Source organism: Wolbachia endosymbiont (group B) of Melanostoma mellinum (assembly GCF_947251465.1).
Classification (GTDB): domain Bacteria; phylum Pseudomonadota; class Alphaproteobacteria; order Rickettsiales; family Anaplasmataceae; genus Wolbachia.
Genome location: NZ_OX366366.1, coordinates 653837 through 669575 on the forward strand (window position 1 = coordinate 653837; position 15739 = coordinate 669575).

10 protein-coding genes, 1 tRNA gene, 1 other RNA gene and 1 pseudogene are annotated in these 15739 nt (G+C 33.8%); 4 read left to right on the forward strand and 9 right to left on the reverse strand.

Annotation, left to right across the window (positions count from 1 at the left end):
* Positions 1–20: 20 nt before the first annotated feature.
* The 3 genes from OPR42_RS03000 to ssrS all read right to left on the reverse strand — a co-directional run bounded on the left by OPR42_RS03000 (position 21) and on the right by ssrS (position 1407).
* Complete coding sequence (locus OPR42_RS03000) at positions 21–752, reverse strand: thioredoxin domain-containing protein (RefSeq protein ID WP_050780607.1); 732 nt, start codon at positions 750–752, stop codon at positions 21–23.
* Positions 753–766: 14 nt separating this feature from the next.
* Positions 767–1228, reverse strand: coding sequence for a type II toxin-antitoxin system RatA family toxin (locus OPR42_RS03005; protein WP_006013504.1), 462 nt, complete (start codon positions 1226–1228; stop codon positions 767–769).
* Between the two features lie 17 nt (positions 1229–1245).
* A non-coding RNA gene (gene ssrS, locus OPR42_RS03010) (6S RNA) lies at positions 1246–1407 on the reverse strand.
* Positions 1408–1524: 117 nt separating this feature from the next.
* On the opposite strand from ssrS, the gene OPR42_RS03015 reads away from it, so the two are divergent.
* Together OPR42_RS03015 and OPR42_RS03020 are read left to right on the forward strand one after the other, a co-directional pair.
* Positions 1525–2109 carry an MlaC/ttg2D family ABC transporter substrate-binding protein gene (locus OPR42_RS03015; protein WP_010403914.1) on the forward strand — a complete coding sequence of 195 codons (585 nt, stop codon included), beginning with the start codon at positions 1525–1527 and terminating at the stop codon, positions 2107–2109.
* Positions 2106–3395, forward strand: coding sequence for a bifunctional folylpolyglutamate synthase/dihydrofolate synthase (locus OPR42_RS03020; protein ID WP_265030747.1), 1290 nt, complete (start codon positions 2106–2108; stop codon positions 3393–3395). The genes OPR42_RS03015 and OPR42_RS03020 overlap by 4 nt, the downstream gene beginning before the upstream one ends.
* On the opposite strand, the gene OPR42_RS03025 is transcribed toward OPR42_RS03020, so the two are convergent.
* From OPR42_RS03025 to OPR42_RS03035, 3 genes are all read right to left on the reverse strand, one after another.
* Entirely contained in the window at positions 3363–4406 is a 1044-nt protein-coding gene (locus OPR42_RS03025) for a J domain-containing protein (RefSeq protein ID WP_265041749.1), read from the reverse strand. The genes OPR42_RS03020 and OPR42_RS03025 overlap by 33 nt on opposite strands.
* Positions 4407–5066: 660 nt before the next feature.
* Positions 5067–5567 (reverse strand): hypothetical protein, encoded by a 501-nt coding sequence (locus OPR42_RS03030; RefSeq protein WP_264374488.1) that lies wholly within the window; start codon positions 5565–5567, stop codon positions 5067–5069.
* Between the two features lie 59 nt (positions 5568–5626).
* A tRNA-Leu gene (locus OPR42_RS03035) sits at positions 5627–5711 on the reverse strand.
* 62 nt (positions 5712–5773) lie between these two features.
* Between OPR42_RS03035 and tldD the strand changes: the two genes are divergently transcribed.
* A complete protein-coding gene (gene tldD, locus OPR42_RS03040; RefSeq protein WP_265030749.1) occupies positions 5774–7204 on the forward strand; it encodes a metalloprotease TldD in 1431 nt (476 codons plus the stop codon).
* Positions 7205–7804: 600 nt separating this feature from the next.
* Here tldD and OPR42_RS08885 read toward each other — a convergent pair.
* The 3 genes and pseudogenes from OPR42_RS08885 to OPR42_RS03060 all read right to left on the reverse strand — a co-directional run bounded on the left by OPR42_RS08885 (position 7805) and on the right by OPR42_RS03060 (position 13583).
* Positions 7805–8706, reverse strand: a pseudogene (locus OPR42_RS08885) (IS5 family transposase).
* Between the two features lie 425 nt (positions 8707–9131).
* On the reverse strand, positions 9132–12605 hold the full coding sequence (locus tag OPR42_RS03055; protein WP_265041750.1) for an ankyrin repeat domain-containing protein: 3474 nt from the start codon (positions 12603–12605) through the stop codon (positions 9132–9134).
* A gap of 9 nt (positions 12606–12614) precedes the next feature.
* Entirely contained in the window at positions 12615–13583 is a 969-nt protein-coding gene (locus OPR42_RS03060; RefSeq protein WP_265041751.1) for a hypothetical protein, read from the reverse strand.
* A gap of 98 nt (positions 13584–13681) precedes the next feature.
* Here OPR42_RS03060 and priA point away from each other — a divergent pair, with 98 nt between their 5' ends.
* Complete coding sequence (gene priA / locus OPR42_RS03065) at positions 13682–15676, forward strand: replication restart helicase PriA (RefSeq protein WP_265041752.1); 1995 nt, start codon at positions 13682–13684, stop codon at positions 15674–15676.
* Positions 15677–15739: the final 63 nt, after the last annotated feature.

The following is a 15739-nucleotide window of genomic DNA, read 5'->3' on the forward strand; positions in this document are numbered from 1 at the left end:
AACGGATACCTACAGTGTTATTACTTCACTATAGCTTTTCCATATAACTCATCTATTACATTAGTGAAGTATTCCAGCTCTCTATACCCTTCATGTTTGATTTTACCATTCTCTACATATGATTTGTCATCGTTAAGCTTGATGATGAATACAGGAGTAGCTGTGATATCAAGTTTATTAATTGCAAGTGATTTATCATTTATAATTTTGTCCATCATCTTTTTATCATTAATGCATTGGTTAAATACATCTTGCTTCAAATTGCTTAGTGCAGCAATTTTTTGTAGTATAGTTAAATCACTAAAATTAGAGTAGTTCCACGAGTCTATTGCATTAAACACAGCTTTGTTAAAATTAAAATAGTCTTCTTCTTTTTCATAGCAATAACTTAGCATTGCAGCTTTTAATCCTCTGTAATCTAGAGGAAAATGACGGAATATGTATAACATCTTACCTGTATCTATGTACTTTTCTTTGATTTTAGGAAAAACTTTCTTATGAAAAAGAGAACAGTGATAACAAGTGAGCGAAGCATATTCTATCATTAAAATTGGTGCTTTTGGATCACCTAATAATTTATCATCAGGCAGTAGTGACAGTAGTTCTTTTGATGTTATTTCATCAGTTTTTTGAGTGTTGGGTAAGTTTTGTTCAATAGCTGCATAAGAACTAACACTTATAAAAATAAGTAAGAACAATAATCTAAAAATCATTACAATGGAAACACTTAACTTATTAAAGAATTTATGCATTTATATAAATAATGTCAAGATAACTTTTTCTCGGCAACACTTTCTACTCTGTCTTTAAATGCAGCAATTATTTTACTTTGTGTGTATTTATAAACTGAGTTTAATAAGGCGGAAAACAAATTGGATTTAAATTCAAACTTTATATAGAACTCTACCATAGTTTTACTTTCATCTATAGGAGTGAATTTCCATTCGTTGTATAAATGTTTAAATATTCCATTTGACGACACAGCTTTTATCCAACTTTTATTTGCTCCATTTGGAGAAAGAAAGGTCACTTCTGATGTGTAACTTCCTTTAATGCCATGAAAAGCTGCAAGGAGGTCCACAATCATTTGGCTATCAGTTTTTTCTTTTATATAAACAGCTTTGCACCAAGGAACAAAATCAGGATACTTCTCAACGTCAATTACAACTTGAAATATCTCATGAGATGAACAGAAAAAAACACCTTGTTCTTTATATTGGTGTAACATAAACCTAAATAATGGAAAAGGGATCCATATCTACCGTCAGTCTTAGTAGATTCCTGAGACCTAAAGTTAAGGTGGGCATCACGTACTAATTTCAATGAAATTAACAGAGGCAATTCCCTTGATCAGAAATTATCGCTCGGGAAATTTAACTTAACTCATAACGCATAGCACAGACCCCTAAATTAATTATAGATTATTTATATAGAGTATGTCTATAGATATATTAAAACTAGCGATCATTATTTTGCCTTTGTTAAATTTTGCATTTTAAGTATCATAGCTAATAAATATATCTTATGAATCTTATTAAGTTCTTAACCATTTTTATTGTAATCTCCTCAAGTGCTTACGCGAATTGTATAGGGCACAAAACTTTTGTGCTTGCCATGAAGCAGCAAGTAGACAACACGTCTATGAAAGGGAATAGAAAAAATCTAGAACATGTACAAGAAGAACTTCTGAAAATTATTCAGAATAATGTTGACCTCAAAGGAATATCTCGATTTGTCATAGGGAAATATTGGAATTTATCTACTCAGAAAGAAAAAGAAGAGTTTCTAAAAGAATATGAAGTATATCTCGCGCGCTTGTGCGCTAAAATTTTGTATAAATACATAAATAATAGTGAAATGATCATAATGAGTACAAAAGCAGTTGACGATGAAACTTGTCTGATAGGAACAAGATTTTCTTATGGTGATGAGGAATTTACAAACATTGACTTTAAAGTGACTAAAAGTGACAATTCTTTCTTAATAAACGATGTTGTAATGAGTGGGATAAGTATTGCTATTAATCAACGTTCTCAATTTAGTGAAAAAATCGACACGCACGGCATGGCAAGTGTAATAGATGAATTAAAATGTAACAATAATCTATGATATACATGCCTCATTGGCCTAAGCCGCTTGGCAGTAGACCAAAGGATTTTTCTCTTGATCGCATAAAAAGTTTTCTAAATAAATTGGGTAATCCCGAGAAAAAAATACCGCCAATAATTCACATAGCTGGCACTAATGGCAAAGGATCAACACTATCATTTATAAGATATATAATGCAAGCAGCAGGGTATAAAGTTCATACCTACACTTCTCCACATTTAGTGAATTTTAATGAAAGAATAGTTATTGCAGGCAATGATATCGATGATAGTGAATTACATAACTCACTAGAAGAATGCCGTATAGCAGTCGCAGAACAACCCATCACTCTATTTGAAGCCGCAACGACTGCAGCCTTCTTAGCTTTTTCTCGTCATAAAGCTGATATTACTTTAGTTGAAGTGGGTCTGGGTGGAAGGCTTGATGCAACAAATGTTATAGATAATCCAATTCTAACGATCATCACTTCAATTGCCTTTGACCATACAGAATATCTTGGTCCTACTGTAGAAATTATAGCAGGTGAAAAGGCTGGAATAATGAAACCTAATGTTCCTTGCATAATAGCACCACAAGAAAAATCTATAACGAACACATTAGAACATCATGCAATAAATAAGAAATCTCCTCTGTATAGAGGAGGACTTGAATGGAATTGCGAAAAACAGAATAACAGGATGGTCTTTCAATCGACTATTCAATCAATAGAATTTTCTTTGCCATCTTTAAAAGGAGATCATCAAATAATCAATGCAGGAAACGCAATTGCAGCATGTAGCATTTTAAGTGGAAAATATGGCTTTGATATTGGAAAAGAGGACATTGCTTCAGGTTTACAGGGCACTTATTGGCCTGCGCGGCTAGAGTCTATAAAAAAAGGTAATTTAATTTCTTTATTACCAAAAGATTGGCAATTATTTCTAGATGGTGCACACAACAATGATGGTGCCAGAGTGTTAGCTAAGTGGATAAAAGACAATTTTACTGAAGGTGTCTATATGATCTTTGGCGTTACTCGTAACAGAAACGTGGCAGAGTTCTTAGAGCACTTAAAGCCATATATCAAACTACTATGCGCCGTTTGTGTTAAATCTGAGCCTAAAGCAACAAGTACAGATCTAATCAGAGAAGGAGCTAATAATATAGGAATAAATGCTATTGAATGTGAATCAATCGGCGATGCGATATCAAATTACATATTGAAAGCCTCTATTCAAAACGTCAAAACCATACTAATCTGTGGCTCATTGTTCCTAGCTAGAGACTTCGCTATGGAGAATAGCTAACTTTGATGATATTAACTGACCGATGGGGAAATAACTTTGATTGCTCATAGTACTGCTTGGCTTTTCGTTATCGACTTCTATAAACTGATCATCACCTTTAAATTGCTCCTCAATTGAATTTATGACTGTCTTTTTGAGAGTATACTCACTTACAGCATTTAAAACAGGTGAAGTAACAATTAAAAGCGTGAATGGTAATGAAAGTAATAATCCGGATAACATCATAGAGTTAGTTATACCAAAGCCGCTGGCAACTAAATCTAATCCCACACCGGAAAACACTAAAGATGCACAGATTATGTTGCTCAAAATAAGTGAATTTTTTAGCCACTTTAATTTAGTTCTATCGCTTTCTGAAAAATCTTTGCATTCTTGGTCAAAGTTAAACAATAATAAAATATTAGTCTGATTATTAAACTCTTTTCCATTTCTAGTATAAACGATCGAAATAGCTGAACTCAAAACAAATCCTGTTAACAAAGGAGCAAAGAAACCTACTGCTAAGGGGACATTATAGGTAACACCATTGCTTATAAAAAATGCAATGGATGTGAAGAATACTAAAAGACTTCCTAAGAGATTTGAATAAGAAGAATATTTTGAATAAGCAATTATATTATCGTTAATTGACCGCTTCTTATTAAAGACCCTACTTCTACTCTTATCATCTAGATATTTTTCTAATTCTTCATAACTATGGTTCCATAACTTACCACGTAATTCTTTCGTTAAATTATTCCTTTTGTTTAAGCCCTTCTCCAACGGCTCTATTACAAATTCTTCAAAAAATGGTTTATTTTGTGCAATAACCTTAAATTGCTCCTCTGCTTCTTTATTATCTGGATTTTTATCTGGGTGATATTTTAACGATAATTCACGATGTTGTTTTTTAAACTTTTTCTTAATATTCTCAATATCAGAATTTACCACATCCTGCTTTTGAATATTAAATATTAAAAACAACTGCTTAAAAGTTTGATACTCATTTTCATTTAAAATTTTTCTAGCCATACCCTATAAATTAACTAACTATTAATACTTTATAATATATAAATTTCCAAATCATGTCAATTATTTCATTCATGCTTATTGTATGAATTATTTCTTTCACGATTACCATGACAAGTGTATGAAAATTATCATTTAGTGCATAATAGTGCTTCAATGTTTAGGGTTACAGTTTTCATTGGTCATTTGAGTTACTCAAATCCAATTCATGCCAGTTCTATCTATCTTGTCACTTAAGTAGCCCTTTTTGTGTAATCCCAGCACCCTCTCTGTGATGTCATCCCAGTGCTTGACACTGGGATCCAGAAGACTGACCAGGTAATAAGAAGCACTGGAATGACATCTCTATAGGACTCCTAACTAATCAAAAATATTAAGAAATTTATACCAAGCAAAAAAAAGGCAAAAGAATTCCCGGTAGTGAGTTTTAATAATGTAAATTGGCGTTGTAATAATGTGCTAACAAGCGCGATTTGGCTGAATGTAGAAAAAATTTAAAAGACATGCAGCCGCTATAATTTTTATGTAATTTGCCAATAAATATCTGAATTTTGCTGTTAAATCCGCGGAGATTAAAAACAAGGATAAATACTCTTACTTTCATAGTAAGGGGGATGGCGTAATTTGTCAAGTTAAATAAGCTAATTTATTAACATGTGATAATTAGACAGCTATCGTGGATTGATCGTTCAAATGACTACTAGATTTGAGATTATTACTTTCATCTATTTGCGGCTGACTAATCATAGTACAAACGAAATTGGTTGCCATAAAGGTACAGCCTAGAATAAAAAAAGCAACGGAAATAAAGGGGATAATAGGAAATTCAAGAGGTAATATAGATGTAATTCCTCCTATTAAAAATGAAACGTTAGATGTAATGTCGAGGCAGATCTTCATTAATTTATCTTGCCAAGAGGTATCGAGTTGCTTATTAAGGCCACACTGTCTAAAATGATCAGTTAATGACCATATATTTAAAGCAAGCGAAAGTGCACTTAGCATAGTGCTGACAATAGTACAGTACAAGCTTAAGGAAGAAATATTTAGGGCTAATGCTGCTGTATACCCCATCAAAGAAGCAATAGATAGTGCAGTAACCAAGCGTTTTGAATAAGTTCTTATTTTCTTTCTGTAAACAAGCTTTTTTTCTTCATAACTCATAAACTTAGTAGTAAATACATTATATCATAGCATTAATTGACTCAAAAATCAATATAGAGTGCCCGAGAGAAGACTTGAACTTCCACAACTTAAAAAGTTACTAGCACCTGAAGCTAGCGCGTCTACCAATTCCGCCACCCGGGCTTTTTGTGATTTACTATGTTAAAATTAAATAATATACTTAAACAATTTTTAGCTCAAAGGTAATGCCAAATCTAGATCAAATATTTTTTGCTCAAAACAATGTTAATATTAATAATGTATATAAAATAGTCAACAACGCTTTGAGCGATAGTGATGGTGGTGAATTATTTTTAGAATTTTGCCAATCAGAGTCCCTGGTTTTTGATGATAACATATTGAAACACATGGATTTGAATATCAGAAGGGGATTTGGGTTAAGGTCCTTTTGTGAGGATAGTACGTCTTTTGTTTGCTCTTCTGAAATTAGCGAAAAGGAAATTAGTAACGCTGCTTCTATGGTAAAAAGTTCAGCATCTTTAAGCAAAACAAATTCAATAAACTTAAATGAGGAGACAAAAAGCCTGTACTCAACGACTAATCCCATAAATGAAATGGATCTGAACTCAAAAATTAAACTACTTAATGAGGTTAATGAGTATGTAAGGTCGAAGAATAACTGCGTGAAGCAGGTAAAAATAACTCTAAGTGGAGAATGGCAAGTTGTACAAATAATAAAAGATGATCACAGGTTAAGCGATATTAGGCCTTTGGTACGTTTTAATGTACTAGTCATCGTAGAAAAAAATGGCCGAGCGGAGAAAGGTTCTGCAGGGCATGGTGGAAGAGACGCTTATAGTAAGTTTGTTTCTGAGAAGAAGTGGAAAGAAGTTGCAAACCAAGCGTTAGAGCAAGCGCTAGTAAATCTTGAGGCAATTCCAGCTCCGGCTGGAGAGATGACAGTTGTTTTAGGTTCAGGTTGGCCAGGAATATTATTGCATGAAGCTGTAGGTCATGGACTTGAAGGTGATTTTAACCGTAAAGGAATCTCGGCATTTTCAAATTCTATGGGTAAACAAGTGGCAGCCAGTAACATTACTGTAATTGATGATGGAACTCTACCTAATTTGCGTGGTTCTATTAGCATAGACGATGAGGGTACTTTACCTGGCTATAATGTGCTTATAGAAGATGGAATTCTAAAAGGATATATGCAAGATCATATGAACGCTAAACTTATGGGTGTAAATCCAACTGGTAATGGTAGAAGAGAAAGTTACAAAGAAGTTACTATGCCACGCATGACAAACACCTATATGTTGCCAGGAAAATATACACCAGAAGAAATAATATCCAGTGTAAAGAGAGGCCTATATGCAGTAAATTTTGGTGGTGGACAAGTTGATATAACATCAGGAAAATTTGTTTTCTCATCTTCGGAAGCTTACCTAATAAAAAATGGTAAAATTACACAACCAGTCAAAGGAGCAACGCTAATTGGTGATGGGCCAACAGTACTAAAAAAAGTATCAATGATTGGTAATGATCTAAAGTTAGATCCTGGTGTTGGTACGTGCTCAAAAGACGGACAAAATGTGCCTGTTGGAGTTGGTCAGCCAACACTCAAGGTCGATGCAATAACTGTTGGTGGAACTGAATATGTAGATAAGGGCTAAGCGAACTCAGCTCATGCTGTACAATTATATTGTAACCATTATTCAAGTAGCTCATATAGATGCAAAAACTACTTAACAAATCTCTCTGCCTTCCTTGCCATAACGTGTATAACAATCTCACAAAAAATAATATCATAGAATTCAATAGATGATCTTTAAAAAATCCTTAAGGAAAGTAAAATACTGTTTAAATAGGCCGATATAGATGGTTTTACGATATAATAAAATTATTATAAACAAGAACTTATAAACTCTAGCAAATGAATTTGTGAGTTTAGTGGTGTTAGGAATACCTAGCTCTTTTATGCGGATTGATATTCTTAATAACCTGCTCTAGAGATAGATTATATAATTTTGACAAGGTTCTTGGCATGTGATATTTTTCTCGAATATAGGTAATGGTATAAATGACTTTATATCTATATCCAGCTCTAGGGGAAGATCTTCAATGTTTACGTCCATCCCTGATAAAGGATATTCTATGTCCATGTGCAGATTTGGGGGATAGTTCTACTTTGAAGATTTCTTTCACTTTTACTATTGCGACTCCCGATTGGCTTTGTTGCATCACACTTTATGAGATGGTGATTTATGGTAAATTCATGTAACTATCTCAAATTTAGCCACACCAATATCAGTGAATTTATTAAGCAAATAGCATTTAGTTCTTTTTCTCGATTTATCTCAGATTTATTCCTAAAACTAAATCCGAATATTTGCTTTAATCTTGAGAAAAACCCTTCAATATAAGATCTTTTCCCATAATTTACTTCTTTTTCCATTCTTTCATGCCATCTTCACCGTATAATTTTATTAACCTAATAGCAGCATTCCTGTCAGACATATAATCTATTTCTGGATGTTCTGCCGCATTGTTTATTGGTGGAATTTTTGTCTTTATATCATATTCGTTACACAACTTATAAAACTTGTGCCTATCACATGCTCTATCTGCATATAGTGCTTTTATGGCATGCTGAAAATCAACTTCTTTTAGCAAATCACAAGTGATCAGAGTAGACACCGTTACTGTATTTTACAGCTATGGCTTTTTTGTTGTTTATATTCAACATTACGTGCAATTTTCTCGTTTGCTCATAGCCACTCTGTCAGTGCTATTTTCCTTGCTGTGTGTTGTTGTATATACTAATTCCTGTACTGTCTATAGCAATTTCGATATCTTCTATATTATTTTCTGCAATCATTTATCTTAATATTAAGTTTTTTTTGATGCTTGTGAATAGCTGCAAATCTCTTCCTATTTGTTGCAAATATCCTTTTATAAACCCGACTGTTTGTCTTAAACCAATTCTAAAGAAACTGACGATTATATGCACTAAAATCACAACTTTATCACTATAAATATAGTTGCCGCCCTGCATTTTTGGACAATTCTCGTACCAATTTTCTATGGCGTCATTGATATAACAAAAAATGCTTCCTCTTTCTTGGAGAAATTTGTTATATTCATGGCAATTACTGACTCTCATTTTTTGTGGCATATTTTTTCTTCAACAGTTAAATGGCTGTTTTATAATGAATTTTGTCAGTAACTGCCAGTTCTTTTCACTTGAGCGATTCAACAAAGCCATCCTATGGTCAAGCCATAGGATGACAGGAGAAGGAAACACTGGGATGAAAGCAAATGAAACCACTGGAACGTTTATTTTTGAAAGTAAGTTGCATAGTAGATGATGTCATTCCAGTACTTGATACTGGAATCCAGGAATTTTGATTCTAAATTAGGTATTGGTATGGCTAAATTTGAAATCATTACATAAATTTGTCGTAAACCATCACTGCTTAAGGTGCTATGCAACAAAGCCATCCCAGTGTCGAAGCACTGGGATGACAGGATAAGGAAACGCTGGAATAAAAATAGAAGATCTAATTCCTTATATCAATTAATTCTCATCCACCTTTTATGTTACATAAACTCATCACTTTTATAGAACATCTCATTAAAATCATTCAAAATTCCAAAATCTTGATTTTTAATAAATAGATGCCCATCTGCAATATAGGACTCAGCAAGAGTAAATGGTTCATCATGATGCTGTGATGCTGGCCTAACAATTTCATTGTACAAAACCATTACTTGCTCATAATTGTATCCACTACCATCATGATATTTACCACGTATAGTGTCATAAAAATTTCTTACATCATCATACGTAACTTGCAGTTCTACCTTATATTTCCCTATTTCAACAGCCTCACCCACTTTGATTTTTAAAGGATGTTGTGATTCTTCTTTCACATTATCTATAACAATTGTTTCCTCTTGCTTCTCTTCGTCTCCTCTTATCGATCTTTTACTCCTTTCTTCACTCGCAGGTTGATCTGCTGGCATTTGGTCTATATCGTTAGATTCTTCTTCTTGCATAGTAATTTTTTTGAGATAGCTAAGCATATCCTTTCCAGCTTTTTCCCAAGTTGCAGCTTCTTTTGAAAGCTCACGATAATAAGAATCATTATCGCCTTTGCTATCTATTACATCTCTTGCTAGTCCTTTCTCTTCTGCCCATAACTCAGCATGTTCAACAAGTGTCCTGCCATCTTTGCCTACAACGTCAACGTCAGCTTTGTTTTTTATTAGATATTCTATTGTATCTAACTTTCCATGCCTCACTGCATGAACTAAAGGTGTCCAACCATCATTATCCTGAGCATTAATATTCGCACCTTTTTCAACTAACTGCTCTATCATCTTCTTATTCCCAAGATCAACAGCAAGATGCAAAGGTGTTAAGCCGTAGCTATCCTGAATATCAATATCCGCATTATGCTCTATGAGATATTTAACTACTTCCATATTTTTCATGTGCATGGCAAAATGTAGTGGAGATTTACCAGAGCTAATATCACGGGTATCAACATCTATACCACGATCTATTAAGTATTTAGCAATTTCCGTATGTTTTAGCTCAATTGCATAGTGCAGCAGTGTTTGAGATGACGTGTTCTTTATACCAAGATCTGCGCCATACTCAATTAAACTCTTAACTATTTCCGAATTCCCTAGCTTAATAGCAGCAAGTAACGGAAAAGTATAATAACTTTTACTATTAGGATCTGCGTTATGATCTAATAGATACTTCACTATTTCTGTATTACCTGAATAAATAGCACTGTATAATGGTGTTTGGGAATAAGCATCTTGAATATTAGGATTTGCACCACGATCTATTAAGTATTTAGCTATCTCTATATTTCCAGACTCAATAGCATAGTGTAAAGGTGTCTTATAATACACATATTTAGTATTAGTTTTCTGATAATAATTGTCATGAACATTAAGATTTGCTCCATGATCAATAAGATATTTTGCTACTTCCGTATTTCCTGACTGAATGGCATAATGTAGTGGCGTTTGTCCATTATGGTCTCTTGTATCAATATATGAATTGTGTTTTAGTAGCGTTGCTACTTTGCTTAAATCTCCCAATGAAGCAGCAAAATGTAAACTAGTCGCACCTGTTACCTTATTTATCTCGTTTACTTTTCCTATAGTATTTTCTACATTATTGTCATCAATATTCACCTTTAAGAAAGGCTGTTTATTATACTTCATAACTTTTGTTGTAACAGCTTTTCCTTGTTCGTCTTCACTCGCTTTTTTAGCAGGTTGCATAGAATCTTCTCTACTGACACTTGATTTAGATTCTATCTTGGTTTTATCACCACTTACATTATGTACTGGGCTATAACCATATAGACCCTTGCCTGCACTTTGTTGGCTTGTTGAACTTTCAACACTGTTAGATTCAACAACATTATATTCCATATGTTGTTCACCACTCAGCTCAGCCTTAACCCATTGTTTAAATTCTTGATCATAACCTTTCAGCTCAGCCAAAAAATCCTCAAATAATTTATTACCTTGAGACCTATTTGCACCAGATTTAGAAAGGCTCTTGAGCAAATTATCAATCATATCTGGGTGTTTATCTTCAAGAAATTTGATCACTTGTTCAGCATCCGAATGATAATGTTCCCCTTTATTACTCCAAATATTATTGCGCAATATTTCATCTGGTTTGAGACCTTTATTCTTTATTGCAATCAAGGCCTCTTTATCTCCGTGGTCATTGACATGCCGACCATCTTCTAAACTTGCCATATAGTTAGCAACCCCTTCATGCATAGCCTTAGATAAGACATCACCTGTACCATAATAGGAATTAATGATAGTTAAGGCGTGTCCCAATTCGTGTTTCAAAGTTTTACACGAGTCATCAAATTGGTCTTGTAGATAAAAATAAACATGAATTTCTGAGCCACGCCCTTGAACTGTTAAGCCAGAAGCGCCTTTATAGTTAACGTTCAACTCCTTAAGATAATTTTCGTAGTCACTCTTTGTATTAAATACGAAAACATTAACTTTATTTGGTATGTTGTGCCAAGGCTGAGAATTATTAATGCCAAATGCTGAATCAAAATCTTTTATAGTACTCTCGATGGCATTTTTTACACTACTCAATTTGCTCTGAGTTAATTCCTCATCATCATATTTTATATTTATTTGAAGCTTGTGTTCGCCAAAAGTCATAACTTCACTATCTGGCACAAGATCTGCCACAATTTTATCGCCACTTTTTACATCCATCCACTGCTTAAATTCTTTTTCAACTTCTGAGTTATTCAAAAGATGCTTGAATTTTGATATCGCTTCTACTCTATCGAAGGACATCTCAGTAAGCAATTGCTTTATGAATTGAGGATGTTTTTCTTGTAGGAATGTCACTAAGCAATCTGATATTCTATAGTCGTTAGACATACTTGCTATTTTATATGGTGTATCATGCCCAGATTCATGCATTTTATTGTATGCTTCTTTTGTATAATGCATATCGCGAGTGCTTTCTTTTTTAGCTGCATCATAGCTCCACATGAAAAGCTTCATACCGGTACGTAAAACTTCAGGTACTGTATCCATATTACCGGTAGAGTACTCAAGAAATGCATCGCTCATTTTTTCCATTAAAATTTTAGATTTTGCACAAAGTAAGCCATTTACATCTCCAACAATAAAAGTCTTTGCTATCGTGCCGTCAGCTTCGTGTGCTCTTACTGTTCCACCACCCCATAATTCTCTATGGTCCTTACCACCTGAAAGTTCCTTGATGTGAGCTTTGTAATCATCGTAATTTTTCAGCACATAAAGCTGCAATTTTACTGGACCAGAATGAACGCTTTTTTGTGAATAGAAATTATCAGACCAGGCTCCGTAAGCATCTTTTACAGTTTGTTTTATATACTCAGGGGTATAACTAGCTAATCCCCCATATTTTACTTCTATTGTAAGCTGATCGTTTATTACTATACTTTCTTTATTTGGAAATAATTTTTTAATCAAAGTTTGTGATTTATCATATTCAGAATTTGTTTTAAATTTCATATCCACCTCTTAAAAATTTTCACTATAAATAAGTCTTGAGAAAAATGCGTTAACTGTAGATTCAGCCTTTACCTTGTTTTTGCACAACTGCTGAGATAGTTGATCATCGCTGAAAAGCCGATTCTTAGTATTGAGATATTTAGCATAGCTGCCAGCAGGTATTGAGTAAAAACCGCTTTCAAGTTCAAGATAAGAGCTGCTATTCAGAACAAAAAATAAATCGCTCTGGTCAAGCAGTATGTCATAACCAGAGCTCGTGCAATGTAAGTATTCATTGCTTTCATACTCTGCTATGTAGTATTTACTTGCATCAAGATCACCATTAAGCTGTAAAATTGCCGCTGAACGTCCATTCCCAATACTATGGCCTTTTATTACTTTAAGTACTTTAATCTCATCATTTTCTATGAGTTCTCTTAACTTTTCATTCTTTTGATTTAATTCTTCCTCTGCTTTTCTTCTGTCTTCTTCTAATTTTGTTTCTTTTTCAACAAGCTCATTTTGTATTTGCAAAAACATATCTTGAATGGTTAAGCCATTTAGAAAGTAATCCAATACACTTGACACAAACGGCTGCAATTCACCATTATCTTCAAAGCTCTTTTCCTGCTTTTTGTCATATTGAGTGGGATTATAGATTGCATACAGAGGATAAAAACCATAATTCACCTCGTCGAATGATAACTCTATCGAAAATCCGCTCTGATCAAGTGGAAGTTTAGTAGCTAAATATCTACCATTATCATCTCTGACATATAGCTCATTTATACCATAGTGACCACTATATTTGTTGTAATAAATATAAAAATTCTCAGGATTAAGATTAAAGTAATCATCTAAATTGTTAGGTTTACCGAGCTTTTCACGTAGAAAACTCTTGCTCTTATCTGTAAGTTTGATGCGTGTAGAGAAGTAACACCGATCTATTCGGTCACCTTTTTCTATTTCAAAGTCTAGGACTATTTTATCGCTAAACATACAGAATTTCCTCACATTTCCAGTATTTATGATTATAAATTGTGTACTATGAAAAAAGCATTAAGGCTTCTCTATGTATCTAAAAACAGCGCTAACTTATGACAAGAACAGTTGACGTATTACTGCCACTTCCAATTGATCAGCTATTTTCATATGCAGTTGAGGAAGATACTGAAGTTTCAATTGGAGATTACGTAGTGGTGCCGTTTGGCAGAAAGCGTTTGATTGGAATAGTTTGGAGAGAAAGTAGCAAAAGCGATCGAGAATTAAAATTTATTGAGCAAAAGATCGATTTGCCGAGCATCAGACCAAAACTGATCGAATTTGCAGAGTGGGTTGCACAGTATAATGTAATACCTATCGGTATGCTTGCCAAAGTGATAATGGGAGGAGTATTAAAGGTAAATCAAATAGATAAGTTAGTTTGCACTAAGCAAAAGCAAGAAATAAGTGAAATAGATTACCAATTAAGCCCTGAGCAGCAAGCAGCTCGCGATAAGATAATAAGTAATTTGAATGAGTATTCAGTGACTTTGCTTGACGGTGAAACCGGGTCTGGAAAAACGGAAGTTTATCTCTCTGTGATTGCAAGGTTAATTGAAATCGTAAACGATGCACAAGTCCTGATCCTTCTGCCAGAAATTGTCCTAACTTCACAATTGGTAAATCGTGTTCGCAGTCAGACATCTGGCAATATAGCTGAGTGGCATTCAGGACTTACTCCCAAAGCTCGCCGAAATAATTGGCTTAGTATTGCAAATGGAAGTGCGCAGATCATTATTGGGGCAAGGTCAGCACTTTTTTTACCTTATAAAAACCTAAAATTAATCATCATTGATGAAGAGCATGACTCATCCTTTAAACAAGAACAGGGGATTATATATAATGCTCGAGATATGGCCATTATCTTAGCCAAGCTCGAAAATATTTCGATTATTTTATCATCCGCCACTCCGCTACTTGAAACAATTTATCATGTTAAAAAAGGGAATTACAATCATGTAAAATTGACTAAACGATTCGGTGGTGCAGAGTTGCCACAAATAAAAGTAGTAAATAATAAGCAATGGATTTCCAATGAACTTTTCGAAGGAATAAAACAAACCATAGAGAAAAAACAGCAAGTTATGCTCTTTCTAAACCGCAGAGGATACGCACAACTTGCAGTTTGTAAAAAGTGTGGATACAAAATTTCCTGCTCAAATTGTGCTGTCTGGCTTACATACCACAAAAAGAAGAACGTCCTTTTGTGTCACCATTGTTCTTATCAATCAAAACTTCCAGAAAAATGCTCCAATTGTCAAAGTGAGCAGTCATTGCTTCTTTATGGTGTGGGAATTGAAAGGTTAGTTGAAGAAATAGTGAAATTAATACCAAATGCAAAAACTGCGATTATCAGCAGCGATCAGAAGTCGCTTGGTAGCGTCATTGACTCAGTGCTTAAGGAAGAGGTGAATATTATAATCGGTACACAAGTGATTGCCAAAGGGCATAATTTCCCTAAGTTAACTTTGGTTGGAGTGATAAATGCAGATTTAGGACTTGAAAATTCTGATCTTAGGGCAGCAGAAAAGACGTATCAATTATTGCATCAAGTTGCGGGTAGATCTGGGAGGTTCAACGAAAAAGGAACGGTAATAGTGCAAACTAATAATCCTGAAAGTTTGATAATAAAAGCATTGCAGCAGCAAAAAAGGGATTTGTTTTATGAAGTTGAACTTGAGTCAAGACGCAAAGCTAAAATGCCACCATTTAGTAGATTAATAGCGCTTATAGTTTGCGGTAAGGATCAATTTGCAACGCAGAAAGCAGCAAGTGAGATAACAAGCTTTTTGCATGATCAATGTTCAGCTACTATTCCTTCTGCGTTGTCATTCCAGTGCGTGACTAGAAAAAAAGAACTCGAAATTTTTGGCCCATCACCAGCAGCAATAAATTTCTTAAATAATAAATATCGGTATAGAGTGCTACTCAAAATACACAATAAACATAGTTTATCTATAAAGAAAAAGCTAAAATATTGGATTAAAAATTACAACTTGAATTCAAATATTGCAGTAACAATAGATGTTGATCCTGTGAGTTTTTTTTGATGTTATTTGAATTTATTTGACATTCACAGAATTAATTATATTAATTTTTTAATCAATGATTTG

Coding starts and splice junctions, on each gene's coding strand:
- OPR42_RS03000 (WP_050780607.1), bottom strand. CDS start 752: ATGCATAAATTCTTTAATAAGTTAAGTGTTTCCATTGTAATGATTTTT.
- OPR42_RS03005 (WP_006013504.1), bottom strand. CDS start 1,228: ATGTTACACCAATATAAAGAACAAGGTGTTTTTTTCTGTTCATCTCAT.
- OPR42_RS03015 (WP_010403914.1), top strand. CDS start 1,525: ATGAATCTTATTAAGTTCTTAACCATTTTTATTGTAATCTCCTCAAGT.
- OPR42_RS03020 (WP_265030747.1), top strand. CDS start 2,106: ATGATATACATGCCTCATTGGCCTAAGCCGCTTGGCAGTAGACCAAAG.
- OPR42_RS03025 (WP_265041749.1), bottom strand. CDS start 4,406: ATGGCTAGAAAAATTTTAAATGAAAATGAGTATCAAACTTTTAAGCAG.
- OPR42_RS03030 (WP_264374488.1), bottom strand. CDS start 5,567: ATGAGTTATGAAGAAAAAAAGCTTGTTTACAGAAAGAAAATAAGAACT.
- tldD (WP_265030749.1), top strand. CDS start 5,774: ATGCCAAATCTAGATCAAATATTTTTTGCTCAAAACAATGTTAATATT.
- OPR42_RS03055 (WP_265041750.1), bottom strand. CDS start 12,605: ATGAAATTTAAAACAAATTCTGAATATGATAAATCACAAACTTTGATT.
- OPR42_RS03060 (WP_265041751.1), bottom strand. CDS start 13,583: ATGTTTAGCGATAAAATAGTCCTAGACTTTGAAATAGAAAAAGGTGAC.
- priA (WP_265041752.1), top strand. CDS start 13,682: ATGACAAGAACAGTTGACGTATTACTGCCACTTCCAATTGATCAGCTA.